The organism is Virgibacillus dakarensis (assembly GCF_900155625.1).
Classification (GTDB): domain Bacteria; phylum Bacillota; class Bacilli; order Bacillales; family Amphibacillaceae; genus Lentibacillus_C; species Lentibacillus_C populi.
In genome coordinates, this window is record NZ_LT732554.1 from 2,311,491 (window position 1) to 2,338,338 (window position 26,848).

The 26,848-nt window shown below is 40.3% G+C and carries 26 protein-coding genes and 1 tRNA gene; 21 read left to right on the forward strand and 6 right to left on the reverse strand.

The annotated features are described in order from the left end of the window. Positions 1-146: 146 nt before the first annotated feature. Both CZ382_RS20565 and CZ382_RS20570 read left to right on the forward strand, forming a co-directional pair. Positions 147-222 (forward strand) — tRNA-Arg (locus tag CZ382_RS20565). A 217-nt stretch (positions 223-439) separates the two neighbouring features. Beyond that, the gene (locus tag CZ382_RS20570) at positions 440-688 is read left to right on the forward strand and encodes a hypothetical protein (RefSeq protein ID WP_088053002.1); all 249 of its coding nucleotides are present in this window, start codon (positions 440-442) and stop codon (positions 686-688) included. Between the two features lie 14 nt (positions 689-702). Here the strand turns inward: CZ382_RS20570 and CZ382_RS20575 are convergent, their stop codons facing one another. Both CZ382_RS20575 and CZ382_RS20580 read right to left on the reverse strand, forming a co-directional pair. Then, positions 703-1,098, reverse strand: coding sequence for a DUF3221 domain-containing protein (locus CZ382_RS20575; RefSeq protein WP_159457850.1), 396 nt, complete (start codon positions 1,096-1,098; stop codon positions 703-705). 113 nt (positions 1,099-1,211) lie between these two features. Further along, on the reverse strand, positions 1,212-2,192 hold the full coding sequence (locus CZ382_RS20580) for a trypsin-like serine peptidase (protein WP_159457851.1): 981 nt from the start codon (positions 2,190-2,192) through the stop codon (positions 1,212-1,214). A gap of 537 nt (positions 2,193-2,729) precedes the next feature. On the opposite strand from CZ382_RS20580, the gene CZ382_RS20585 reads away from it, so the two are divergent. The 4 genes from CZ382_RS20585 (at position 2,730) to glpT (ending at position 7,357) form a co-directional block, all read left to right on the forward strand. Then, positions 2,730-3,980, forward strand: coding sequence for an APC family permease (locus tag CZ382_RS20585; protein WP_088053005.1), 1,251 nt, complete (start codon positions 2,730-2,732; stop codon positions 3,978-3,980). Between the two features lie 14 nt (positions 3,981-3,994). Beyond that, entirely contained in the window at positions 3,995-4,609 is a 615-nt protein-coding gene (locus CZ382_RS20590) for a bifunctional transcriptional activator/DNA repair enzyme AdaA (RefSeq protein WP_088053006.1), read from the forward strand. 201 nt (positions 4,610-4,810) lie between these two features. Further along, positions 4,811-5,452 carry an endonuclease III domain-containing protein gene (locus CZ382_RS20595; RefSeq protein WP_088053007.1) on the forward strand — a complete coding sequence of 214 codons (642 nt, stop codon included), beginning with the start codon at positions 4,811-4,813 and terminating at the stop codon, positions 5,450-5,452. Positions 5,453-5,995: 543 nt separating this feature from the next. Further along, a complete protein-coding gene (gene glpT / locus CZ382_RS20600; RefSeq protein WP_088053008.1) occupies positions 5,996-7,357 on the forward strand; it encodes a glycerol-3-phosphate transporter in 1,362 nt (453 codons plus the stop codon). Positions 7,358-7,393: 36 nt separating this feature from the next. Here the strand turns inward: glpT and CZ382_RS23840 are convergent, their stop codons facing one another. Beyond that, positions 7,394-7,534 (reverse strand): hypothetical protein, encoded by a 141-nt coding sequence (locus CZ382_RS23840; protein ID WP_159457852.1) that lies wholly within the window; start codon positions 7,532-7,534, stop codon positions 7,394-7,396. Positions 7,535-7,855: 321 nt separating this feature from the next. Between CZ382_RS23840 and CZ382_RS20605 the strand changes: the two genes are divergently transcribed. The 9 genes from CZ382_RS20605 (at position 7,856) to CZ382_RS20645 (ending at position 17,000) form a co-directional block, all read left to right on the forward strand. Then, positions 7,856-8,104, forward strand: coding sequence for a glutaredoxin family protein (locus tag CZ382_RS20605; RefSeq protein WP_088053009.1), 249 nt, complete (start codon positions 7,856-7,858; stop codon positions 8,102-8,104). Between the two features lie 127 nt (positions 8,105-8,231). Then, entirely contained in the window at positions 8,232-9,260 is a 1,029-nt protein-coding gene (locus CZ382_RS20610; protein WP_088053010.1) for a sugar-binding transcriptional regulator, read from the forward strand. Between the two features lie 39 nt (positions 9,261-9,299). Continuing rightward, positions 9,300-10,307, forward strand: a complete 1,008-nt coding sequence (gene gap, locus CZ382_RS20615) for a type I glyceraldehyde-3-phosphate dehydrogenase (protein ID WP_088053011.1) — start codon at positions 9,300-9,302, stop codon at positions 10,305-10,307. Between the two features lie 121 nt (positions 10,308-10,428). Continuing rightward, entirely contained in the window at positions 10,429-11,610 is a 1,182-nt protein-coding gene (locus CZ382_RS20620; protein WP_088053569.1) for a phosphoglycerate kinase, read from the forward strand. A gap of 42 nt (positions 11,611-11,652) precedes the next feature. Continuing rightward, the gene (gene tpiA, locus CZ382_RS20625) at positions 11,653-12,411 is read left to right on the forward strand and encodes a triose-phosphate isomerase (RefSeq protein ID WP_088053012.1); all 759 of its coding nucleotides are present in this window, start codon (positions 11,653-11,655) and stop codon (positions 12,409-12,411) included. Continuing rightward, on the forward strand, positions 12,408-13,946 hold the full coding sequence (gene gpmI, locus CZ382_RS20630; RefSeq protein WP_088053013.1) for a 2,3-bisphosphoglycerate-independent phosphoglycerate mutase: 1,539 nt from the start codon (positions 12,408-12,410) through the stop codon (positions 13,944-13,946). The genes tpiA and gpmI overlap by 4 nt, the downstream gene beginning before the upstream one ends. A 13-nt stretch (positions 13,947-13,959) precedes the next feature. After that, positions 13,960-15,246 (forward strand): phosphopyruvate hydratase, encoded by a 1,287-nt coding sequence (eno, locus tag CZ382_RS20635; RefSeq protein WP_088053014.1) that lies wholly within the window; start codon positions 13,960-13,962, stop codon positions 15,244-15,246. A gap of 147 nt (positions 15,247-15,393) precedes the next feature. Continuing rightward, positions 15,394-16,347, forward strand: coding sequence for a nucleoside hydrolase (locus CZ382_RS20640; protein ID WP_088053015.1), 954 nt, complete (start codon positions 15,394-15,396; stop codon positions 16,345-16,347). Positions 16,348-16,403: 56 nt separating this feature from the next. Continuing rightward, entirely contained in the window at positions 16,404-17,000 is a 597-nt protein-coding gene (locus tag CZ382_RS20645; RefSeq protein ID WP_088053016.1) for a nitroreductase family protein, read from the forward strand. A 29-nt stretch (positions 17,001-17,029) separates the two neighbouring features. Here CZ382_RS20645 and CZ382_RS20650 read toward each other — a convergent pair whose 3' ends face one another. The 3 genes from CZ382_RS20650 to CZ382_RS20660 all read right to left on the reverse strand — a co-directional run bounded on the left by CZ382_RS20650 (position 17,030) and on the right by CZ382_RS20660 (position 20,260). Beyond that, positions 17,030-17,413, reverse strand: a complete 384-nt coding sequence (locus CZ382_RS20650) for a hypothetical protein (RefSeq protein ID WP_088053017.1) — start codon at positions 17,411-17,413, stop codon at positions 17,030-17,032. Positions 17,414-17,477: 64 nt separating this feature from the next. Next, a complete protein-coding gene (ptsP, locus tag CZ382_RS20655) occupies positions 17,478-19,190 on the reverse strand; it encodes a phosphoenolpyruvate--protein phosphotransferase (RefSeq protein ID WP_088053018.1) in 1,713 nt (570 codons plus the stop codon). A 152-nt stretch (positions 19,191-19,342) separates the two neighbouring features. Then, positions 19,343-20,260: an alpha/beta hydrolase gene (locus tag CZ382_RS20660; protein ID WP_088053019.1), complete on the reverse strand. Its 918-nt coding sequence runs from the start codon at positions 20,258-20,260 to the stop codon at positions 19,343-19,345. Between the two features lie 163 nt (positions 20,261-20,423). Between CZ382_RS20660 and secG the strand changes: the two genes are divergently transcribed. The 6 genes from secG (at position 20,424) to CZ382_RS20690 (ending at position 26,780) form a co-directional block, all read left to right on the forward strand. Then, positions 20,424-20,657, forward strand: coding sequence for a preprotein translocase subunit SecG (gene secG, locus CZ382_RS20665; RefSeq protein WP_088053020.1), 234 nt, complete (start codon positions 20,424-20,426; stop codon positions 20,655-20,657). A 104-nt stretch (positions 20,658-20,761) separates the two neighbouring features. Next, positions 20,762-21,508, forward strand: a complete 747-nt coding sequence (locus CZ382_RS20670) for an alpha/beta hydrolase (protein WP_088053021.1) — start codon at positions 20,762-20,764, stop codon at positions 21,506-21,508. 49 nt (positions 21,509-21,557) lie between these two features. Continuing rightward, positions 21,558-23,753: a ribonuclease R gene (gene rnr / locus CZ382_RS20675; RefSeq protein WP_088053022.1), complete on the forward strand. Its 2,196-nt coding sequence runs from the start codon at positions 21,558-21,560 to the stop codon at positions 23,751-23,753. 467 nt (positions 23,754-24,220) lie between these two features. Continuing rightward, positions 24,221-24,964 (forward strand): metal ABC transporter ATP-binding protein, encoded by a 744-nt coding sequence (locus tag CZ382_RS20680; RefSeq protein ID WP_088053023.1) that lies wholly within the window; start codon positions 24,221-24,223, stop codon positions 24,962-24,964. Then, the gene (locus tag CZ382_RS20685) at positions 24,961-25,818 is read left to right on the forward strand and encodes a metal ABC transporter permease (protein ID WP_088053024.1); all 858 of its coding nucleotides are present in this window, start codon (positions 24,961-24,963) and stop codon (positions 25,816-25,818) included. The genes CZ382_RS20680 and CZ382_RS20685 overlap by 4 nt, the downstream gene beginning before the upstream one ends. A 23-nt stretch (positions 25,819-25,841) precedes the next feature. Further along, entirely contained in the window at positions 25,842-26,780 is a 939-nt protein-coding gene (locus CZ382_RS20690) for a metal ABC transporter substrate-binding protein (RefSeq protein WP_088053025.1), read from the forward strand. Positions 26,781-26,848 lie beyond the last annotated feature (68 nt).

The window sequence follows — 26,848 nt, forward strand, 5'->3', positions numbered from 1 at the left end:
ACATGCCTTTATTCCTAATTTGATATTTTTCTCTTTTTTCTCAAAAAAATAAAATTACCTTGTAAAGCGTGAAATTGAAAAAAAGGCTTGTATCTAATAAGGTGTGGCGTTATAATAGCATATGTGCGTGATTTGGATTTTAGTATGCGCCCGTAGCTCAGCTGGATAGAGCGTTGGTTTCCGGTACCAAGTCTGCCGGGGGTTCGAATCCCTCCGGGCGCGCTTACACGTTATAAACGTTGATATGACGGTAAAGAGACACGAAATTTTAAGGCGAAATCGTAAGCGTTGGTTGAACGAATGACACGGTTTCATAAAAACGTCTCTACCGAAATAATACGCGAACAGTTCATTCTATATGCGTTTACGTCGTATCTATCGTTAATCAATAGCAGACCGCTATGCCTCTCGGTAATTAAATTTACTGGGAGGTTTTTTTGTGTCCAATTTTAGACGGTACGGAGTTGTGAAGCGTCGGGAAACCGGAATCAAGCATGAAATAAGTCGCCGTAGTCTGCATTACGAGAAAGCTATGGACGACATAGCACGGATATTTAAGGTGGAGAGCTACATCGATAGGACCCTAAAAGAGTATCGCAGGCATTGGAAGGAGTTTTTCGGAGTAATCGACAAAGAAGACGTATTCGATGTGAAAAGTAGTTTAAATAAAAATAAGCCCCGTCCTTAGTTTGATGGGGCTACTTATTTTTCCATAATTTCAACCTTAACAGCATGTCCACTAGGAGGAATACTCTCTACAGTACTATCAAACCATACTCGTATTGGTTGACCTACTTCTATCTCATTTAAATTAAGATCTATATCTGATAAATTCACATATATGGCATCTGGATAGTTTTTTCCTAACTCACCCTGCTCATATTTTTCCAACAGATCCTTTTGCCAAGTAGGTGCAAATAAAAAGGTAGTCTCCTTCTTTTGTATTACATACCCAACTTCAGCTGATTCTTTCTGTAGTGAATCACTTGGAGTGACATCTTGACCTAATTCTTCCTGATTGGTTTCATTGTTAGTGCAACCCACAATAAAAATATTTAATATTAACAAATAGCAACAAAAGATGCTTTTATTTAACAAGATTTAAAGCCTCCAAAATATATTGTTATTCACATAATAAGTTAGGAGATATTGATTTGTAAATAGAACCCCGTAAAATGTTACGAGGTTCTATTTTATCTAAGAAATTTACACTATGGCGCTATTGTGAGTACAAAAGTTATTAGTTCATCGTTAGCTTTTGGCCCACCATTGTAAATAGGTTCTCTATCTGCATCAACCCAACTACCCCTATGCACCCCGACAACTTCGTTATTAGTATTTAACACAGGAGAACCTGATTGTCCATTATTTGTATCAAGTGTATAATAGACCATATTCTGATTCCAGTCGTAAACAGAACTAGACATGCCCCATTGAGAAATCTGACCATCCTCTGCCATCAAATCTCCTGGGTATCCATAAACACTAACGGTCTCAGAATTCAAATTTTGGTCTGTCATACCAAGTGTCCCAGTAATTTCTCCTACATGAAGATCACCTAGGGGTTCTACCTTTATTACTGCATAATCATATTTTATATCGCGATTTTCAGACCAACCTCTCGGGATATACGCTTCTTCCATTTGCCATGCACCGTAACTATAATGACTATCATAAACTGCAGGGTAGACAGTAGAACTAACGGCATTTCCATTATCTTCATTATCAAGACAATGAGCATTTGTGAGAATTAAATCTCTAGCAACTACTGTGCCAGTACAAGTACCAGATCCCTCATTCTCAAATGTTAAAGAGATGAACGAGATTGCTCTGTATGGCATCACGTCAGTATCATTAACCTTTTCTCTTCCATCAGTACCAATTACAGCAAATGGGATTATTTCATTTATCGTATTTGAAATACCAATAGTTTGATTTTCCATTGCTTTATAATTATTTTTATTTAAATATTTTGTTTCAAAAGGGTTATTGTATTTAGGCTCAGTAGGTTCTATGTTGGTAATAGTGTCTGTTTTAACTTTGTCTTTATAGTCTTCAAATTTAATTACTTCTCCATCCAATGTTATCATGTCGTTTTGGTTGGTATTACCTTCCTCAGCAGAAATAGAAATTGGAAGAGCGAAAATAATAATACCAACTAATAAAAACAAATAAATAAACTTCTTTCTCATAAATAGATCCTCCATTTAAAATATTTTGTAAGACTTCTAAACTACGAAATTATTCCAACTCACCACCTTTTTACCATTTATATATATATATAATTCTATTATTTTGTAAATTCTCCTTCTTTTTTGTGAAATGATTTTGTTTAATAAATAATTCGTATTTTACCTTTGGAGTTATAATTGGATTAATGTATTCTTGCAACTCCCATGGCTAAAGCCACAAGCCCTAAACCTTGCAGTGATCATATTGGGGGTAATCTATGTTAGACCAGCATCAATGTTTTTTGGAAAAGTTGAAGTGGGCGGGGAATTAACCTCCCCGATTCAGAGAAAGTAAGTATCCGCCGGTAGAACCGGCGGATACTTACTTTTCTGTTCTGGCAAATATTTAGTACATAATAAAAAACTTTTGCGATCTTGTTTTTTAAACCCTATTCGAGATACTTTGAATTTCATCTTTTTTATAAATTTAACCGCAAAAAACAAGAAGAATTTCTTACCCCTTGGTTGGTACAGTAAATGTAGAACAGGGGTGAAGTTATGGAGAATAAATCGATTGGATTATTTCAAGGTATTGCTTTATACATTGCAGCTATTTTAGGGTCAGGGGTTCTGTTTTTATCAGGAGTTACGGCCTCAATGGCAGGTCCAGCGTCCATTGTATCCTGGATCATCGTGATAGTAATCAATTTTCCACTTGCTTATTCATTTGCGAATTTAGCCCGTAAATATCCAGATGCTGGTGGTGCTGCAACCTTTGTTAGAAATTCTTTTGGATATCACATTGGTAACATTGTTGGGTGGTTTTATTTTATAACAGCAGCGGTAGGTCAAACAATAGTTTCCTTAACCGGTGCCTTTTATGTCAGTCAGGCATTTGGATTCTCTCATTTTGAAACAAACCTTATTGCCGTTTTTATTTTAGCTATCGCAGGCATTTCTAATTTTTACGGGATGAATGTAAGTGGTAATATTGCATTGATTTTAAGTACCTGCTTACTTGTTCTCTTACTACTTGCTGTATTTTTGTCATTACCAAGTATTCAATGGCAAAACTTTATCCCTTTTGTACCTAATGGATGGTTTTCAGTCGGAAGTGCTATAACGGCTATTTTTTGGTCATTTTTTGGGTGGGAGGCGATTTGCAGTCTGGCACATCAATTTAAAAAGCCTGACAAGGATATTATAAAAGGTACCTTTGTTAGTGTGATCGTCATTGGTATATTGTTTTTGTCCTTAAGTTTTGTCACCATAGGAACCGCAACATATGGTAGTGAAGAAAGTAACCTATCTCCTATTGGTGTTATTATGGGGGATACAGTGGGAATAGGTGCCAAAGTTATTACGGCTGTTTTGGCAGTTATTATTTGTACAGGGACAGCGAACGCGTTTGTAGCTAGTCTAACTCAATTAGGGTATTCTTTAAGCAGGGAGGGATCTTTTCCAAAAGTATTTTCAAAATTGCATGCAACTACTGGGATTCCGAGACGGATGGTTTTATTTGTCATCTGCTTTGCAGTAGCCGGTGTTTTAACTACAGAAATACTTTCACTAACATTTAATGATATTTTATTTATCCCGACTTCTCTAGGGATTTTAGTCTATATTTTATCTATGGGCGCTGGTATTAAATTGTTTAAGAAGAAAACGTTAGCGTGGTTGGCCTCATTAGTATCATTCATTTTATGTTTACTTGTTTTACCGTTTTTCCAATTGTATATTCTTGTTCCAGTGATAGTAGTCGCATTGTACGTCATTTACATGTTTTTTGGTAAAATTATTTTTCCGTAGGGGTGAAAAGGCAAATGAAAGAAATAAGTAATATTTCTAAAGCTATAATGTGGGATGCAACAGTTGCATGTAACCCTGAATATGATGGGAAATTTTTTTATGCGATAAAGACAACAGGTGTTTTTTGTCGACCATCATGCAGGTCCAAAACTCCTAAGTATAATAATGTATCTTTTTTTTCAAATGCTGTCGAAGCCCAAAAAGCAGGATATCGTCCTTGTAAAAGATGTCGACCCGATTTGAAATTAATAAATTATGACCCAATCAAATCCATAATAGAAGACACTAAAGAGATGATTAAAAATAACTTTTGGAAAAACATTCATTTAAATGATATGGCAGCAGAGGTAGGAGTCAGCTGTTTCCATTTAAATCGGATCTTTCGTAAAAGGACCGGGTATACGCCGCGTATGTATTTGGAGAAAGTCAGAATCAGGAAGGCAAAAGAGCTTCTATTAACAACGAGATTAAACAACACAGAGATTGGCTATCAAATAGGATACCAAAGTATTTCTAGTTTTTACAATGCGTTTAAGCGTAGCACTGGACTTACACCGAGCCAATTTCAAACTAAACATTTGGAAACAGCAATGTATTTAAGCAATCTTTTCCACAATCAGGGGCATTGATGGAACGACACAAAAAATGGATCAAACTTTTGCACAAAAAATTCCTTCAGTCTGGAACATTTAAAAGCCATGCTCCGGTCAAGGGGAGAGATAGCAAGATGGCTGGCTATCGTGGAGGTTCCAATGAAAGAAAAATTACTGGAGATTGAAAAGTTGAATGGTGCTGTTCCAAATTTACTAGATTTGTGATGGAGGTTTAAAATGCAGCGAAGTTATCAGGTAATTTATGAAACGCTGTTCAATCATTATGGTCCACAAAATTGGTGGCCGGCAGATACTCCTTTTGAGATGATGATTGGATCGATTCTGGTGCAAAATACAAACTGGCGTAATGCTGAGAAAGCATTAACAAAATTATCCCCCTTTTTGGAACCGGAAATGATTGATCGTTTGCCTATAGAGGAACTTGCCGAGCTTATCAGGTCAAGTGGATTTTTCAACATAAAGGCAAAACGGATAAAAGCATTTATTGACTGGTTTAAAACCTATCATTATGATATCGAGGAAATAAAGAAAATGAACAGACAAGGGTTACGGCGTGAACTATTAAGTATTAAGGGGGTTGGCAAGGAAACCGCAGATGTAATGCTGCTATATGCATTTGATAAACCAATCTTTGTAGCTGATGCATATGTGAGAAGAATCTTTCATCGGCTGGGATATGATATACCGACTTCATATGACGGATTAAGAGAGCGGGTAGAGGAGAGATTGCCAAACGATCTGGTATTATATAATGAATTTCATGCACTCCTGGTTGAACATGCGAAACAATTTTGTCGGACCAAGCCAATATGTGATGGATGTCCGTTGTTTGATAGTTGCGATCAAAGACTGGATTAGTATTTATCGGAAAATATGGATTGTAAATCGGGAATGAAATAGTTACTATTTTTTCACTCATTTAAAAAGGTTGACGGCACTTTCGAAAACGTTTACTATACATATGACAAGTTAATGCGTGCCGGAGATTTGGAGAGCCTTATATTTTATGAGCCCATTCTAAAATGGATGGTGCTTCTTTAAGTATAAGGTTTTTTGCTGTTTACAGTTAATCTTTTCAAATCTAAATATAAAGTAGAGAGGTGAATAATTGTTTGTACTGGATTAGATAATAAATTTAATTCAATTGGACATGATACTTAAATACATTGCAAAAATGGCTTTTAGAGGATGGTCAAAAAGTCACCAAATGATAAGCGGTGAATCGTGTCGCCCGCTTGCTTTTCCGCTCCTCATGTACCTTTTTATGTACACTCCGGTGCTCAAAGCTACGCCGCCTCGACCTTCAAGACCCAATTCGGCGACTTTTTGAACACGGACTTTTAGCGGCTTTATGTGGGATTTTTAACAACACATGGATAGTTTACATCAGGGAGGATTTATATGTTAAATTTTTTTAAACCTGCACCTGCAGTGGAAAGGTTACCTGAGGAAAAGATTGATTCCGAATACAAAAAGCTTAGACTTCAGGTGTTTATCGGAATCTTTATCGGTTATGCGGCATACTATTTAATTCGTAAAAACTTTTCTCTGGCAATTCCTTATTTAACGGATCAAGGATTTTCAAAAGGAGAATTGGGTTTGGCATTATCGGCGATTTCGATTGCCTATGGTATAAGCAAATTTGTCATGGGAACGGTGTCGGATCGTAGTAATGCAAGGTATTTTCTTACTGCTGGACTAGTGCTATCAGCTATTGTTAATTTATTAATGGGATTTATTCCTTTCTTCACATCGTCTGTTGCAATCATGTTTATTATGCTATTTGTAAACGGATGGTTTCAAGGAATGGGCTGGCCGCCATCCGGAAGAGTACTCGTTCACTGGTTCAGTGTTAGTGAAAGAGGCGGTAAAACAGCAATATGGAATGTGGCACATAATGTTGGCGGAGGATTGATGGCTCCACTGGCAATAGCTGGGGTTTCACTTATATCCACTTATCTTGGGGCATCATACATTGGATATGAAGGTGTGTTCATTCTTCCGGCAATTGTGGCAATCATGGTTGCGATAGTGGCCTTTGCCTTAATGCGGGATACCCCACAATCGGTTGGCTTGCCTCCTATTGAGGAACATCGGAATGATTATCCTAGCAAATCAAAGAAAACATTTGAAACAGAATTAACAACAAAAGAAATACTGTTTAAACATGTTCTAAATAACAAATGGGTCTGGGCAATAGCAGTTGCAAATATATTTGTTTATTTCGTGCGATATGGAGTGCTTGATTGGGCTCCAACTTACTTAAGCGAAGAAAAAGGGTTTAATATGGAGGAATCCGGAGTTGCCTATTTTTTGTATGAGTGGGCAGGTATTCCAGGAACACTCTTATGTGGCTATATTTCCGATAAAGTATTCAAAGGACGTCGCGGCCCGGCTGGTGTTGTATTTATGGCCGGCGTATTGATCGCGGTTTTAGTCTACTGGTTAAACCCAGCAGGAAACCCATTGGTTGACAACATTGCGCTAATTGGGATTGGTTTCCTGATTTATGGACCGGTTATGTTAATTGGGTTACAGGCGCTTGATTTTGTACCGAAAAAAGCTGCCGGTACTGCTGCTGGATTAACTGGCTTATTTGGCTATTTAGGCGGAGCAGTGATGGCTAATGCTTTACTTGGCTATGTTGTGGAGTTTTCAGGCTGGCATACAGGCTTTATGCTGCTAGTTGGTTCTTGTGTTTTAGCCGTTATATTATTCGCTGTTACTTGGAATGTTCGAGGACAGGAAGTCGTAAAACACTAGTGAATAAAACAAGGGTGGAGTTGATTCATCCTTGTTTTATTTTGATTCAATTTCGTTCCCGGCAGAGTAGGCCCTGTTCCGCTCCAGCGCCTGGTGTACAACACCCGCATCTGTACGATAAGTCAATATCGCATCGTTCTTGGTAATAACACCGAGCCAAACTAAAAAATAGAGCAATAGTACTCTAGCCGCTAAACTGGCAATCCCACTATGTTTTTAGAGGAATGCTGAAGTTTTGGATATTGTACTGAAGTTAGGCAGAAAGTTGCTGAACAGGAGTTAAAAGATGCTGAAGATTCATTGAAAGTCCCTGAACATAGCCGAAAAGTCACTGACCCCCCTTGATTAAAAACGTAAAACCCGGCGTCAACTTCATTTTTTACCAAAAACAGGGCGGGCCCTTAAAATATTTGTAGCAATACCGTGAATATGGCACAATAAGGATAGATAATCGCTAATTACTTTTACCTATATATAACAGAACAGCGGGGTAATCAAGTGACACCTGTAATTTTTTATACGAAGGAAAATTGTTCATTGTGTGAGGATGCATATGCACTTTTGAAACTTTTGCAGCATGACTACCATTTTACGATTGAAGAACGGGATATTTATACGAATGATGAATGGCTGGAGGAATATCAGTTATTGATTCCATATATAAAAATTAATGAAACGGAGCTGAACTGCGAGCAGATTAATTACAATTCACTGGATAATGCATTAAAACGACTACATAATGTCTAAAAGTTGAATTTATCCTGCTTTATGATAGAATAAAAATGTACCAAATTTCTTCTGTGTATTTTTTTGCTCCATGTGGGACATAATACGACCATCTGGGACATTATTGATCCAATGAAGGAGCTTATGAATGAGAGCTTTAATAGATTTACAAAAAAAATTATACCCGGATTTACTTCATACCATGCAGCAGCGTTATACCATTTTAAATAGCGTTAATATGTTTCAGCCAATTGGCAGGAGAGGGCTTGCTGAACATTTATCACTTACCGAACGTGTTGTCCGAGCGGAAGTGGATTTATTGCATGATCAGGGTTTAATTGATGTGACAACAAAAGGAATGCTTATCACAGAAGAGGGAAAAGTAGTAGTAGAGCAGATGGCTGCTTTTATGAAGGAAATGATGGGGCTAACCGTTTTGGAGGAGCAATTAAAGGATACATTACATGTAGGAAAAGCTATCGTTGTTCCCGGTAATAGTGATAATGAGAACTGGGTAAAATTAGAAATGGGTAAGGCGTGTGTGTCATTTCTTAAATCAACCATCATGAAAAATCAAACGGTTGCCGTTACGGGCGGGACGACAATGGCAGCTGTAGCACACGCAATGGTTCCATTCACTGCCTCAAATCAATGTCTGTTCGTGCCAGCTAGAGGTGGTATTGGCGAGAAGGTTGAAAATCAGGCGAATACTATCGCGGCGGAAATGGCACGAAAAGCAAACGGTGATTATCGTCTGTTGTATGTACCCGATCCTTTAAGTGAGACATCCTATCAGACAATGCTAAATGAGCCAGCAATTAATGAAATTTTGCAATTGATTCGTGGCTCGGATGTTGTCCTGCATGGAATTGGCGATGCACTTACAATGGCAAAGCGTCGAAAAACAGCAAATGAAATCATTAGGCAATTAGTAGCTAAAGACGCGGTAAGTGAGGCGTTCGGTTATTACTTCAATAAAGCGGGTGATGTCGTTCATAAGGTTCGTACTATCGGCATTCAGCTGGAAGATTTACACGAGGCTAAATCGGTTATTGCCGTTGCCGGAGGAAGATCCAAGGCGCTGGCTATTACTTCTTATTTTCAACAGGGTAAAAGTGATTTGTTTATTACCGATGAAGCTGCAGCAGAACAGATATTAAGGGGAAGATCCCTTTAAATATATATTTTAAAATTATTATCATAGGAGGAATATAACATGGCAGTAAAAGTAGGAATTAACGGTTTTGGACGTATTGGACGTAATGTATTTCGTCAAGCATTAAAAAATGATGAAGTAGAAGTAGTGGCAGTAAATGATTTAACCGATGCTAACATGCTGGCACACTTATTGAAGTATGATTCTGTTCATGGAAAACTAGACGAGGAAGTTTCTGTGAATGGATCGAATATCGTTGTTGGCGGAAAAGAAATTAAGGTACTTTCCGAACGTGATCCCGCTGATTTAGGCTGGGGTGACCTTGGTGTAGAAATCGTCATTGAATCCACCGGCCGTTTTACGCAACGCAATGATGCCCAAAAACATCTGGATGCTGGCGCGAAGAAAGTTATTATTTCAGCACCTGCTAAAGAAGAAGATTTAACAATGGTAATGGGTGTCAACGAACAAGATTATGATCCTGCTAAACACCATGTATTATCAAATGCATCATGTACAACAAACGGTATCGCACCACTTGCGAAAGTACTTCATGAAAAATTTGGTCTAAAACGCGGTTTAATGACAACTGTTCACTCCTATACAAATGATCAGCAAATTCTTGACTTGCCGCATAAAGACTATCGTCGTGCTCGTGCTGCCGCACAAAATATTATTCCAACCACAACTGGTGCAGCTAAAGTAGTTGGAAAAGTATTACCGGAACTGAATGGTAAACTAAACGGAATGGCGATTCGTGTTCCAACTCCAGACGGTTCTATCATTGACTTGGTAGCTGAATTAGATAAGAATGTCACAGCAGAGGAAGTAAACAAAGCATTTGCAGAAGCTGCTAATGGCGACTTGCAAGGAATCTTGGAATATACAGAAGATCCACTTGTTTCTTCTGATATTGTTGGCAACCCGCATTCGTCAATCTTTGATAGTTTATCGACCATGATCATGGAAGACAACATGGTTAAAGTTGTTTCCTGGTATGACAATGAAATGGGCTATTCAACACGTTGCGTAGACATGGCAGCATTTTTAAGCAAAAAAGGACTATAAGCGGTAAATAGGCTATAATGGGGGAGGATGTATTTTCCTCCTCCATTTTTCATTACGATTAAAGATGGCATATAAGGGAAAAACAAACCTGATACATATTATTTCAAGGGAGGCTATTGCTGTGAATAAGAAAACACTGAAAGACCTTGAGGTAAAAGGGAAAAAGGTCTTTTGCCGTGTGGATTTTAATGTGCCGATGAATGAAGGCAAGGTTACCGATGATACGCGAATTAGGGCTGCAATGCCAACCATCAACTATCTGACAGAACAGGGTGCAATCGTTATATTAGCAAGCCACCTTGGTCGGCCTAAGGGACAAGTGGTTGAGGAATTGCGACTGGATCCTGTAGCAAAACGGCTAAGCGACTTAACTGGCAAAGAGGTTATAAAAACCGACGCTGTTTACGGGGAAGAGGTCGATAAAGCCATTTCCGAGCTTCAAGAGGGGGATGTTCTACTAATTGAAAATGTGCGGTTCGAGCCTGGTGAGGAAAAAAATGATCCAGCACTAGTGGATGCATTTGCTGCTATGGCCGACCTTTATGTGAATGATGCGTTTGGTGCAGCGCACCGCGTACATGCTTCAACGACAGGTGTTGCTGAAAAATTGCCTGCTGCTGCCGGTTTTTTAATGGAAAAGGAAATCCGTGTATTAGGCAAGGCGTTGGAAAATCCTGAGCGGCCATTTACGGCAATCATTGGTGGTGCAAAAGTAAAAGACAAAATCAATGTGATCGACAATTTACTGGACAAAGTGGATAATTTAATTATTGGCGGCGGGCTTGCCTACACGTTTATTAAAGCACAGGGACATGAAATCGGAAAATCCTTGCTGGAAGAAGATAAGCTGGATTTAGCAAAGCAGTTTATGAAAAAAGCCGAGGAAAAAGGTGTCCGGTTTGTACTGCCGGTCGATGCTGTTGTTGCGGATGATTTTTCCGAGAATGCCAATACAAAAATTGTTGCGATCGATGAAATTCCCGCTGATTGGGAAGCACTAGACATCGGTCCTGAAACACGTGACCTTTATAGTGAAATTGTTACTGGTTCGAAGCTAATCATTTGGAATGGGCCAATGGGTGTATTTGAAATAAATGCTTTTGCTGGTGGAACGATGGCCGTTGCCAAAGCATTGGCGAATGCAGAAGGGTATACAGTAATTGGTGGTGGTGACTCCGCTGCTGCCGTTGAAAAATTTGGTTTTGCCGATGAGATGGATCATGTTTCAACTGGTGGCGGAGCGTCGCTTGAGTTTATGGAAGGGAAAGAACTTCCAGGCGTACAAGCACTTGATGAAAAGTAAAACTTCCTAATGCGAGATAAATAATGTTGATGAGGTGATACAATGCGCAAGAACGTAATCGCAGGTAATTGGAAAATGAACAAAACATTGTCAGAAGCGAATCAATTTGTCGAAGAGGTTGCTGCAAAAGCGCCAAGCAATGAGCACGTCGAGGTAATTGTCTGTGCGCCATTTCCTTTTTTAGCCTCGCTCGCTGAGAAGGCAAAAGGTTCTAGTGTGAAAATTGGTGCACAAAACATGCATTATGAAGATAATGGCGCGTTCACTGGTGAAGTAAGCCCGGTAATGCTAAACGATTTAGGGGTTACCCATGTTGTCATTGGTCACTCAGAACGTCGTGAATATTTTGCTGAAACAAGTGAAACAGTTAATAAAAAAACACATGCCGCATTCAGCCATGACCTTACGCCGATTGTATGTGTCGGTGAAACACTTGAACAACGGGAAGCAAATGAAACCATGAACCATGTGGAAAGTCAGGTGCGCAAAGCATTGGAAGGTTTATCAGACGAGCAAGTAGCCGATACAATTATTGCCTATGAACCAATTTGGGCGATTGGAACCGGAAAAACTGCTACAAGTGACCAGGCAAATGAAGTATGCACACACATTCGTAATGTCATCAAGGAGGTAACATCAAACGAAACGGCGGAAAAAGTGATCATTCAATATGGTGGCAGTGTGAAGCCGGCAAATGTTGATGAATTACTTGCCAAATCGGATATTGATGGGGCACTGGTTGGTGGTGCAAGTCTTGAAGCAGCATCATTTCTTAAGCTTGTGGAGGCGGGTACAAAATGAGTAGTAATAAATTAGCGGCAATTATTATTCTGGACGGATTTGGTATTCGCGAAGAAGTACAGGGAAATGCCGTTAAGCAAGCAAATAAACCAAATTTCGACCGCTATTGGAAAACGTATCCGCATAACCAGTTAAAGGCAAGTGGTAAAGCGGTAGGACTCCCCGAGGGACAGATGGGCAATTCGGAGGTTGGCCACTTGAATATTGGTGCGGGTCGAATTGTTTATCAAAGTTTAACAAGAGTCAATTTATCGATTGAGGAAGGGGATTTTTTCGAGAAAAGTGCCTTTGTCAAATCGATGCAACACGCGAAACAGCATGATAAAGCATTACACATCTTTGGGCTGCTATCCGACGGTGGTGTCCATAGCCATATTTCCCACTTGTTTGCATTATTGAAGCTAGCGAGTGATCAGGGACTGGAAAAGGTTTATGTACACGCATTTCTCGATGGACGTGATGTCGGTCCGAAAACGGCCAAAGAATTCATTAAACAAACTGAAGAGAAAATGACCGAATATGGAGTAGGCAAATTTGCAACAATTTCCGGGCGATATTACTCAATGGATCGTGATAAGCGTTGGGATCGGGTAAAGAAGGCCTATGATGCAATGGTTTATGGGGAAGGTCCGAAATACCAGGACCCTTATGAGCTGGTTGACGACTCCTATGAAAACGGGATTTATGATGAATTTGTAATTCCGTCTGTTATTACTGATAAGAATGGTAACCCTAATGCTACCATTGAGGATGAAGATTCGATCATTTTTTACAACTTCCGTCCGGATCGTGCTATCCAAATTTCCCGGACATTCGCGAATGAAGATTTTCACGATTTTGACCGGGGAGATAAAGTCCCGAAAAATCTTGACTTTGTAATGCTGACGAATTTCAGTGAATCGATCGATGGTTATGTTGCCTATGAACCCGTAAATCTGGATAATACAATTGGTGAAGTATTGGCACAGCACGATTTGAAACAATTGCGGATAGCGGAAACGGAAAAATATCCGCATGTCACATTTTTTATGAGTGGTGGGCGCGAACAGGAATTTCCAGGTGAAAAACGTATTTTGATTGATTCACCGAAAGTGGCAACTTACGACCTGAAACCGGAAATGAGTGCCTATGAAGTAACCGATGCATTGCTTCATGAGCTTGACGAGGGTGAGGAAAATGCAATCATCCTGAACTTTGCCAATCCAGATATGGTTGGGCATTCCGGGAAATTGGAACCGACCATTAAGGCAATTGAAGCCGTCGATGAATGCCTAGGTAAAGTTGTTGATAAAATTACCGAGCTTGGCGGCTATGCGATTATTTTTGCTGATCATGGGAATTCGGATGAGGTTGTCACCCCTGATGGAGAACCGATGACATCCCATACAACCAGTCCAGTTCCGGTTATCGTTACTAAGAAAGATGTGGAACTGCGTGATGGCGGTATTTTAGCTGACGTAGCTCCAACAATGCTTGATTTATTGGATATTGAAAAACCGAAAGAGATGACAGGCGAATCGTTAATTAAAAAATAAAGGAGAGATGGTTATGCCATACATTACAGACATATATGCACGCGAGGTATTAGATTCTCGTGGTAACCCGACAGTAGAAGTAGAAGTTTTCACAGAATCAGGTGCATTTGGTTCGGCATTGGTTCCAAGTGGTGCATCAACTGGTGAACATGAAGCAGTAGAATTGCGGGATGGCGATAAAGATCGTTATCTTGGAAAAGGTGTCTTAAAAGCGGTTCAGAACGTAAATGAAGTAATTGCACCTGAATTAATAGGCTTGGATGTTACGCGACAAAACATCATTGATCGGTTGATGATTGAGCTTGACGGTACGGAAAACAAAGGTAAATTGGGCGCCAATGCTATTTTAGGTGTATCGATGGCAGTCGCCCATGCAGCAGCAAGTTATTTAGAGGTTCCATTATATAACTATTTAGGCGGATTTAACGCCAATACATTGCCAACACCTATGATGAACATTTTAAATGGTGGAGAACACGCTGATAATAATGTTGATATTCAGGAATTTATGGTCATGCCTGTTGGCGCACCTACATTCCAGGAAGCATTACGGATGGGGGCGGAAATTTTCCATTCACTGAAAAATGTTTTAAAATCAAAAGGTTATAATACAGCTGTTGGTGATGAAGGTGGATTTGCTCCAAACCTTGGCTCCAATGAAGAGGCGTTACAAACGATAGTCGAAGCAATTGAAGCGGCTGGCTATAAACCTGGCGAACAAGTGAAGCTGGCCATGGATGTTGCCGCATCCGAAATGTATGAGGAGGGCAAGTACAATTTGAAAGGGGAGGGCGTAGTTCGTACTTCGGAAGAAATGGTTGACTGGTATGAATCGTTAGTTGAAAAATACCCGATCATTTCCATTGAAGACGGATTAGACGAAAACGACTGGGAAGGTCACAAGAAATTAACCGATCGTTTGGGCGGCCGGATCCAATTAGTTGGTGATGATCTATTCGTTACCAACACAGTACGACTTGCTCAAGGAATTGAGCAAGGGGTCGGAAACTCTATCCTTGTTAAAGTAAATCAGATCGGTACATTGACTGAAACGTTTGAAGCGATTGAAATGGCGAAACGAGCTGGCTATACAGCAATTATTTCCCACCGTTCTGGCGAAACGGAAGATGCAACGATAGCCGATATTGCGGTTGCAACGAATGCTGGTCAAATCAAGACAGGTGCACCATCCCGTACAGATCGGGTTGCGAAATATAATCAATTACTTCGCATTGAAGATGAACTTGCGGGCATGGGTGAATATGCCGGTTTAACTGCGTTTTATAATTTGAAGAAATAATCTAGTTGTAGGTGGATCAATGCCACTTATCCAGAAAAAGGATAAGTGGCATTTTCTATGAGTAAAAATTGATGGTCTAGGACAACATACAGGTGTAATAGTGTAAGAGTAAAAGTGTACATATTTTCAAAAACAGGGAGGATTTACATGTCGGTCAAGGTGTTGCTTTTTGGGGATGTTGGAATTGACGACACGATTGCACTTATATATGGATATTTTAAGGATGAAGTGGATATTGTTGGTGTTGTGGCCGATTATGGTAATATACCAAGAAATCGAGCAATAAGGAATGTACGGTATCTGTCCAATTTATTTGGGATTTCAGAAAAGGAAGTTGCCATTATAGGAGGGGCGGAGATTCCTTTGACCGGGGAGACTCCTGAATTTTTTCCGGAAATTCATGGAGAGTATGGGCTCGGTCCGATTATCCCCCCGAAAATTCCTGATGGAGTGATTGAAAATTTTTTTGAAATAATAAATATTATTAAAAGTTACCAGGATGAGTTAATTATTGTAAACATTGGTAGGCTTACCTCGCTTGCCACGATGTTTACTTTGTACCGGGAATTAATGAATAAGGTAAAATCCTACTATATCATGGGTGGAGCATTTTGGGTTCCTGGTAATATAACGGCTGTCTCGGAAGCCAATTTTTATGCGGATCCAGTTGCAGCTAATCTGGTATTAAGCCATGCGCATAACGTGACGATCATTCCGTTAAATGTTACGGAACAAGCAATTGTTACACCGAAAATGGCCGATTATATTGATTACGTGGGAAAGGCAAAAATCATTAAACCGATGCTTGATTACTATTATAATTTCTATAAAAAGCGTAATCCCAAGGCTCAGGGTAGTCCCATTCATGATGCGCTAGCGTTGATGGCGACCATCCATGAAGACATGTTTGGGTTCCGGAATCTTCCTGTTCATATTGTGCAAAAAGATGAAGGGGTTGCCAAAGGCCAAAGTATTGCTGATATCAGACCATATGTAAATCTTAAAAAAGACAAGGGGAGAGAACACCGGATTGCTTTTACACTGGACTATCCGAAATTTTACAAAGAATTTATGTCGGTGATGACGGGAGAAGCATTTTAAATAATTTTTTTATGGTGACACAATGTGCTAATCTATTTTCAGGGAGAAATAGATAGATGAACGAGGTGATCACCATCGATGTTTTACAGGCAATCAAGGAAAGAAGAAGCACGTTTAGTTTTCAACCGGAGGAAGTTGATTTGTCAATTCTAAAAGAGATTTTTACATATGGAACATGGGCGCCAACCCATTATATGAAGGAATCATGGAATATTAAACTCTATCAGAGAAATGGAAAAAAGGCTTTTGTAGATACGATTATATCGAGTTATCAGCGGATTGGCATGCTGAAAACGGATAATGATTCAAAGACGTTAAAGATGATCGATTCCATGAAACAGTTTTTACTCGAGATCCCACATCATGCACTAATTTACTTTGAAAAAGATCCAGACCCGATCAGATACGAAGAGGAATATTCCTCCGTCTGTGCCTTTATTCAGAATATCCAGTTAGCCGCATGGTCTTACGGTGTAGGGATGCTGTGGACAATTACCCCATATATGCATGACCCCGGTTTTGTGCAGGAAATTGGGCTGGATGGTGAGAAGGTTAAGATTGCCGCTGTAATGCAAATTGGCTACCCAAAGCAGATTTCACGGAATAAAGGAAGGACTGCGATTGAGGAGAAGCTTGAGATTATTACAGAGTAGGGTTTAGTAGAGTGAGCAGAGCGGGCGGGTTACGGGTGGGATCGGAATGTACGAAATAGCAATACGAATGCGCGAAATATCGTCGACCCGACGATATTTCGCGCAAAGTCGCCGATCGACCGCGCAAAGTCGCCGATCGACCGCGCAAAGTCGCCGATCGACCGCGCAAAGTCGCCGATCGACCGCGCAAAGTCGCCGATCGACCGCGCAAAGTCGCCGATCGACCGCGCAAAGTCGCCGATCGACCGCGCAAAGTCGCCGATCGACCGCGCAAAGTCGCCGATCGACCGCGCAAAGTCGCCGATCGACCGCGCAAAGTCGCCGATCGACCGCGCAAAGTCGCCGATCGACCGCGCAAAGTCGCCGATCGACCGCGCAAAGTCGCCGATCGACCGCGCAAAGTCGCCGATCACCCGGGCAAAATAAAAACCCGCTCGGACACATAGATCCCAGGCGGGTTCATTCTCATTCTATAACTTATTCCGTTTTCTCCCTCACAAATTCTACAACTTCTTCCGCGGTTCCCATGCTTAACAGCTTGTCCTTATAGGAAGATAGTTTTTCCTTTGATAACTTGTGAATCTGAGTTCTGGCAGGTAAGATCGATGTTGCACTCATACTAAATTCATCAAGACCAAGGGATAAGAGAATCGGAATCGCAATTGGGTCCCCAGCCATTTCGCCACACATGCCAACCCATTTATCTTCGCCATGCGCAGCTTCGATAACATTGTTAACTAAATTCAATATTGCTGGATGATATGGCTGGTACAGATAGGAAACGCGTTCGTTCATACGATCGGCAGCCATTGTATACTGTATCAAATCATTCGTACCGATGCTGAAAAAGTCTACTTCTTTAGCGAATTGTTTGGCGATTACAGCGGTAGATGGGATTTCGACCATAATCCCGACTTCAATATCATCCGAAACATCCACGCCTTCACCTGTCAGGTTTTCCTTCTCATCTAATAGAACTGCTTTTGCTTGGCGAAATTCTTCCAGGGTTGCAATCATTGGAAACATAATTTTTAAATTGCCATGGACACTTGCTCTCAGCAGTGCCCGCAATTGTGTGCGAAAAACAGATTCGTTTTCCAGACAGAAGCGAATTGCGCGGAAGCCTAAAAATGGATTCAGTTCCTTTGGCAAATCCAAATAGCTTAATTCCTTATCACCGCCGACATCCAGTGTTCTTACAACAACAGGTTTATCGCCTACTTGTTCTAGCACAGCTTTATATGCATCATATTGCTCTTCTTCGGTTGGCAGCTCTGATTTACCCATATATAAAAATTCAGTTCGATAAAGTCCGACACCTTCTCCACCATTAGCCAGGACACCTGTAATGTCTTCAGGAGTACCAATGTTGGCGACTAATTCTACTTGTTCACCATCTGCAGTAGCCGTAGGCTCATCTTTTAATTTTGCCCATTCCTCTTTTTGTTTAGCAAATTTGGCTTGTTTTCCCTTGTATGCTGCTAATTCATCAGTGGATGGGTTAACGATGACTTTTCCTTCCAGCCCGTCAACAATGACCATATCATCATGTGAAACTAAATTGGTTATTTCCTTTGATCCGACAACTGCTGGAATTTCGAGTGACCTTGCCATAATGGCTGAGTGGGATGTACGTCCGCCAATATCTGTTGCAAAACCCTTCACAAACTGCCGATTTAACTGGGCTGTATCGGACGGTGTTAAATCATGGGCAATCACGATTACCTCTTCATTAATTAATGCTGGATCAGGGAAGGTAACCCCTAATAAATGCGCCATAACACGTTTTGTAACGTCCTTAATATCAGCCGCACGTTCACGCATATATTCATTTTCCATGTTTTGAAACATTTCAATAAACATATTGGCTGTTTCCTCTAACGCAGCCTCAGCCATAACGTTTTCTGCCGTGATTTTTTCCTTGATCGGATTAATCAGTTCAGGATCACTTAAAACAAGCAAATGGGCTGAGAAAATCTCGGCGTGCTCATCTCCGATTTCCTGTTTGGCATGTGCTTTTATTTTTTCCAATTCCTGCTTCGAGGTTGCTAATGCTTTATCCAAACGTGCAATTTCTTCGTTTGGATTATCAATCGGTTTTTTCTCAAAAGCTAAATCGGGAGTTACAAGCTGATATGCTTTGGCAATTGCAATCCCGTTTGATGCAGCAATTCCGTCAATATATGACATTCTTTACGACCAGCCTTTCCAAATAATAAAGTATGCATTTCTACCTATTATTCTAACCTCTTTCGTGCAGTAGTTTCAAGTTATGAAGCGCTTTAGAACAAGGTTTTGGTTGAAAGCGCTTTTATTATCCGGCTTCTTCCAAGGATTCCAAATTAAGCCGACAAATTTCTGCTTATCCATTCCACGACATGTTGATAAACTTCTGCTTTATTGCTTTCATTCAGAATTTCATGACGGCCATCTTTGAAAAGCGTAACCGTAATATTCTCCAGGTCAGCTTTTGCATACATGTTAGCCGTTTTCCAAATCCCTTTTCCATAGCTGCCAACCGGATCAGCATCACCGCTAATGAACAGCATTGGCAGGTCATTTCGAATCATTTGATTACCCTTTTGATCATGAATGGTCGATAACCCGGTCATCAAATCGACAAAAAATTGGGCAGTTGGAATGTATCCACAGTATGGGTCATCCATGTATGTCTGGACAATTTTGGCATCACTAGTTAACCAGTCAAAGGCGGTCTTGTTTGGATGAATTCGTTTGTTGTATGTACCAAAGGCGATAAAATTCATGACCTTGCTTGGCTTTTTAGGTGGCAGGAGCGAAGCAATTTTTCGTCCCGTATAGGAGGTTAACGGCGGATAGAAACCTGTTCCTGCCAGAATGACGCCTGCAATTTCGTTACTATGTGTCTGGATGTAGGTGCGAGCTAAAAAGGAACCCATGCTATGGCCTAGTAAAAAAATTGGCGTACCGGGTAATTCCTGTTTAATATGTTTGGTTATTGTATAGAGATCTTCGGCGGTCTTGGAGAAACCAGATTCATCAGCAAGATAGCCTAACATCCCTTGTTTGTCCCCAGTTTTACCATGTCCTCGGTGATCATTTCCGTAAACGAAGATATCTTGGGCAACCAAAAACTTGGCAAAATCCTTGTAACGATTAATATGTTCAACCATTCCGTGGGCAAACTGGATGATTGCTTTTGGTTTCCTGTTTTCTTCATACCATTTTTTCAGATAAACTTCCGTACCATCATTCATTGGCAGCCAATATTCACGTTCCATTCTATTCACCCGTTTCTATAGATTCTATATAATCAGGATAAGATTAATTAAATGATACGTCCAATTATATATAATCCAGGTTTACTAAAAAATCACTTGCTATCTAAAACAGAATTATGCTAAAGTAATGAATAGGTATTTGTTCGTTTCAGGAGGTGCGGTAATGTTAGGTGTAATACACGTGTTATTAGTTATCGATGCAGTAATTATGATTATTTTAGTTCTATTACAATCTGGGAAAAGTGAAGGCTTATCTGGTGCAATTTCAGGTGGGGCTGAACAATTATTCGGTAAGCAAAAAGCTAGAGGTGCGGATCTTATCTTACATCGAAGTACAATCGTGACTGGAGTAATCTTCTTCGCCTTAGCTTTCTTAAGTGCATATGTTTTACAATAGGTAATACACATAACCCTTACTGCATGTCGTGGTGGGGGTTATTTTTTGTCAAATCATGTACAATAGAATAATAATGTAAGGATTTAAAAAGGAGTTTGTGCATAATGAAAATAAAACAACCAGAACCTTTTACGTTTAAAGCTGGCCCGCGTGCGGTATTGTTATTACATGGGTTTACCGGGCATTCGGCTGATGTACGAATGCTGGGACGCTTTTTGGAAAAACAAGGGTATACTTCACATGCTCCGATTTACAGAGGACATGGATTGCCACCGGAAGAGTTAATCAAGGCAAACCCCGACGAGTGGTGGGAGGATGTCCAAGAAGCGCTTCAACATCTGCGGGATCTTGGGCATGCGGAAATAGCTGTTGCCGGTTTATCGCTTGGAGGTGTTTTAGGACTAAAACTAGCTTATTTGGAAAAGTTGCAAGCAGTAATCCCGATGTGTGCACCGATGTTTTTTGACAATGCGACACAGCTGACGCAAGGATTTAAATCATTTGCCAAGGAATACAAGCAGCTGGAAGGAAAAAATGACGATACGATTAAACAAGAAGTCGCTGATTTGGTAGAAAATTCTACAGACCTGTTTAAACAACTGGGAAGCATTATTGCCGAAGTAAAAAACAATGTCGACACCATTTACACCCCGACATTTGTTGTTCAGGCCCGAAAAGACCAAATGATTAATACAGATAGCGCGGAATTTATTTATGACAGTGTTGAAGCGGAGAATAAACAAATCAAATGGTATGAAGAATCTGGTCATGTGATCACACTTGATAAAGAAAAAGAAAAACTGTACCAGGATATTTATCATTTCCTGGAATCACTTGACTGGCACGAATGATTTAAAAAGCGCAAAAAGGTCAACAATAGAGGAGAAAGAAGGTGAACGTATGAAGGAAATAAAACAACAGGTACTTGATTTTTTCCATGAAAGTGGGACAAGACCGTTGTCTATTAATGAATTAGAGGAAATATTGGAGCTTGAGTATGCTGAGGAATTTAAGGAATTGATAAAATCACTAAATGAACTGGAAGAGGCGGGAGAGCTTGTTCGAACCCGCAAAAATCGTTTTGGTTTGCCGGAAAAAATGAATCTGATTCGCGGCCGTATTCAAATGCATGCGAAAGGTTTTGCCTTTTTGATTCCAGACGATGAGGATCAGCGCGATATTTATATTCATCATTCCGATATGGCGTCAGCGATGAACAATGACAAGGTTTTAGTTCGTCTGGAAAAGAAAAGTGACGGTGGAAGCAGACCAGAGGGAACGGTCATTCGAATTTTAGAGCGAGCCGTTCATACCGTTGTTGGGACATTTGAAGATAATCGCGCTTTTGGTTTCGTAATTGCCGATGACAAGCGAATTCCGAATGATATTTTTGTACCAAAAGGCATGACAATGGGAGCAGTAAGTGGTCATAAAGTTATCGTTCATATTACAAAGTATCCAGAAGATAGAAAAAGTGCAGAAGGCGAAATTATTCAAATCCTCGGTCACAAAAATGATCCGGGCATCGATATTGTTTCCATTATTTATAAGCATGGAATTAAGATAGATTTCCCCGATGAAGTTTTAGCGCAAGCAGCGAATGCTCCGGATACGATCAAGGAGGAAGAGATAGTACTGCGCCGTGATTTACGTGATGAGACAATTGTCACGATTGATGGAGCGGATGCAAAAGATCTTGATGATGCCGTATCCGTAAAACAATTGGACAATGGCAATTACCAGCTTGGCGTCTATATTGCAGATGTGAGCTATTATGTAAAAGAAGGTACACCGATGGATAAAGAAGCCTTCGAACGAGGGACTAGTGTGTATTTGGTAGACAGGGTTATTCCCATGATTCCTCACCGGCTGTCTAACGGGATTTGTTCCTTGAACCCCCAAGTAGACAGGCTCACATTAGGCTGCCAAATGGAAATCAATACAAAAGGTGAAGTTATTAACCACGACATTTTTCAAAGTGTTATTAAGACAACGGAACGGATGACATATCGTGATGTCAACAAAATTTTAGTTGACAAAGATAAGGAACTACGCGATAAATATGATGCGCTTGTTCCGATGTTTGAGAAAATGGAAAAGCTTGCAGCCATTTTACGCGGCAAGCGAATGGGACGTGGGGCAATTGATTTTGATTTTAAAGAAGCACAAGTATTGGTTGACGAGAATGGGAAAGCAGAGGATGTAGTATTACGTGAGCGTTCGGTTGCCGAGCGTTTAATTGAGGAATTTATGCTGGCAGCAAACGAAACGGTAGCGGAGCATTTTCATTGGATGGATGTACCATTTATCCATCGCATTCATGAGGAGCCAGATCAAGGAAAGCTGCAGCATTTTTTCGAATTTTTAGCCGGCCTTGGTTATGTTGTTAAAGGTACTGCTAATGAGGTACATCCACAAGCATTACAAAAGGTGATTGAAGAGGTTCAAGGAAAGCCTGAGGAGATGATCGTTTCCAAACTGATGCTGCGCTCCATGAAGCAGGCAAAATATGATCCGCAAAGTATTGGGCACTTTGGCTTGGCAACAGAGTTTTACACCCACTTTACATCGCCAATTAGAAGGTATCCTGATTTGATTGTTCATCGATTAATCCGGACATACTTGATTGAGAAACAGATGGATAAGCAAACGATTCAGGCCTGGAAAGAACGCATGCCGGAAATAGCCAGACATACATCAGAAATGGAACGGACGGCAGTCGATGCCGAACGGGAAACCGATGATCTGAAAAAAGCGGAATACATGCAGGATCGCATTGGTGAAGAATATACAGGTGTTATAAGCTCGGTTACCAACTTTGGTATGTTTGTTGAATTGGAGAATACGGTCGAAGGACTTGTCCATGTGAGTACGCTGACCGATGATTATTATCATTACGATGAACGCAATCAAGCATTGATTGGTGAACGGACGAGCAATATGTACCGCATCGGGGATGAGGTTCGAGTTCGTGTCGAAAGTGTAAATTTGGATGAGCGTGCTGTCGACTTTGAATTGGCAGGGGCAAAAAGACGTAAGAAACGTGATAATGAAATAAATGGTCGTAAACCACGTAAAACAAAAAGAAAATCCTAAACGGAATTTTGCAAGGCATTGCTGGCTCAAACAGGGCTGGCAATTTTTTTGTTTAAAGAGGATGTTCAGAAAGTCACCAAACGATAAGCGGCGAATCGTGTCGCCCGCTTGCTTTTCCGCTTCTCATGTACCTGGGATAAGGATCTTCTACTAAAACCGCCCACGACAATCGCCAACAGCAGAAGTCAGTACCTCCTGTACAAGCCCGGTGCCGGGAGCTACGCCGCCTCGACCTTCTTGCTTCTCATTAGGTGACTTTTGAACACGCACTTAAAAAAACTAAAAAAACGTTTGTGTTGTCATCAATTTGTCATGGCAGCATAAGAATACAATGAGTTTTGCGTTAGGTAAATTTTATTGTTGACATAAAATTATTTAGATTATATACTACAAATTATACTAAGGTTAATTAACCTGTATAACGTCAAAAAACAGTTGTGCAGCAGTGAAGAAAAGAGGGGTAGAAAATGATTAGTTCTGTTGCTGTAGAGCATTTATCTGTATCCTACTATGGTAAAGAGGCAGTAAAGGATGTTTCTTTTGCCATTGCTCCAGGTAAGCTCGTGGGAGTTATTGGTCCAAATGGAGCGGGAAAGTCCACCTTGTTAAAAGCCGTTTTGGGGCTAATACCCAAAGATAATGGTCAGATAGTAATTTTGAACAAAGATAGGAAGGATATTCGGAAAAAGATTGCCTATGTGCCGCAAAGAAGTGATATTGATTGGGACTTTCCAATATCGGTTATTGATACGGTGCTAATAGGGAGCTATCCAAGGCTTGGGATGTTTAAAAAACCGAAAAAGCAGGATAAAGAATTTGCGATACATTGTCTGGAAAAGGTGCAAATGCAAGATTTTAAAAACCGGCAAATTGGTGAGCTTTCTGGTGGACAGCAGCAGCGTGTTTTTATTGCACGGGCCCTTGCTCAACAGGCAGAAGTTTTTTTTCTTGATGAGCCATTTGTAGGAATTGATATCGGTAGCGAGGAAACAATTATTCGGATACTAAAGGAACTTGAGTGTCAAGGGAAAACAATTTTAGTCGTTCACCATGATTTAAGTAAAGCAAAGGATTATTTTCAGCAGGTCCTTTTACTGAATCAGGAGCTGGTCGAATTTGGCGATGTGGATGATGTGATGCAGCCAGAGACAATTATCCGAGCTTATCAAGGGCAACTCTCCTTTCTAAAAGAACTGGGGGTGAAAGCATGAACTTTTTGGAAGCAATTATGCATTATGAGTTTTTGGAAAAAGCTCTGTTAACATCTGTCATGGTTGGAATCATTTGTGGTGTAATCGGATGTTTTATTGTACTAAGAGGAATGGCTTTAATGGGGGATGCTATTTCACACGCGGTTCTTCCGGGTGTTGCGGTTTCTTATTTCCTCGGGATCAACTTTTTCTTTGGCGCGGTTTTCACTGGAGTGCTGACCGCCATTGGGATCGGTTATATTAGTCAAAATAGCCGGATTAAAAACGATTCTTCCATTGGGATCGTGTTTTCCGCGGCCTTTGCACTTGGGATTATTTTAATTACGCTAATGAAGAGCAGTACCGATTTATACCATATTTTATTTGGGAATGTGCTGGCTGTTCGGTCCTCAGATATGTGGATGACCTTGATAATCGGTCTGATTGTACTTGTTAGTGTTTATGTTTTCTATAAAGAGTTACTTGTAACCTCTTTTGACCCGACTATGGCACAAGCATACGGACTCCCAACAAAATTGATTCACTATTTTTTGATGACTTTATTAACCATGGTCACGGTTGCATCGTTACAGACAGTTGGAATCATCCTGGTGGTTGCCATGCTGATCACGCCAGCATCAACGGCATACTTGTTGACCAACCGGTTATCGACCATGATCTTTCTGTCCGCAGGTTTTGGTACGATTGCATCTGTGATCGGTCTTTATATTAGTTATAAAGCTAACCTGGCATCGGGTGCTACGATCGTCTTGGTGGCAGCAACAATGTTTGTTGTAACGTTTATTTTTTCTCCAAAGCATGGCGTGTTATGGAAAAAAATTCGTACGCGCAGAAAACGGGCTTCTTATTCTTAAAACAAATTGGAGGGGTATGGAAAATGAAGAAATACATTATAACTTTTTTGTTTGCTGCAGTTCTTTTGATTGCAGGGTGTTCAGGCGATAAAGGCGACGGTAAGGATGCTAAAGCAAGTGATGATAAGCTTCAGGTTGTGACGACGTATTCCGTTTTATATGATATCGTGAAAAACGTCGCAGGAGATCTTGCGGAGGTTCATAGTCTTGTACCAATCGGAACGGATCCGCATTCGTATGATCCATTGCCAGATGATGTGCAACTAACAACAGACGCAGATATTGTATTTTATAATGGATTTAATTTAGAAACCGGCAACTCCTGGTTTCAAAATATGATTGAGACAGCTGGTAAGTCTGAAGAGGATGCGACAGTATTTCGCATTACGAAAGGGATCGATCCGCAATTACTTAAATCCGGTGGGCATAAAGGTGAGCCCGACCCCCATGCATGGCTGGCTGTAGAAAATGGAATTAAATATGCAGAAAATGCTAGAGATGCTTTGATCAAGATCGATCCGGATAACAAGGAAAAATATGAACAAAACGCAACGAAGTACATTAAAAAGTTGGAAGCATTAGAAAAAGAAATAGAGAAAAAAGTGGCGGAAATACCAGAAGAAAAGCGAGTGTTGGTAACAAGTGAGGGGGCGTTTAAATATTTCTCGGCAGCATATGGATTTCACGCAGCATATATTTGGGAAATTAATGCTGAAAATGAGGGCACACCAGATCAGATTAAATCCGTTGTCGATTTAATTAAGGAAAAGGACATTCCTGGATTATTTGTAGAAACTAGTGTCGATCCTCGCAGTATGGAAACCGTCTCAAATGAAACAGGTGTACCAATCGTTGGGAAAATATTTACGGATTCATTAGGGAAACAAGGTGAAGATGGAGATACGTATATAAAGATGATTGAATGGAATGTCGATATGATCACTAAAGGATTAACGGAGTAGAAGGCAATTATTTTGGCATACTGGCTAAATCCACTGATTTTTGATAAAATAAGAGCCACGCAAGCAGT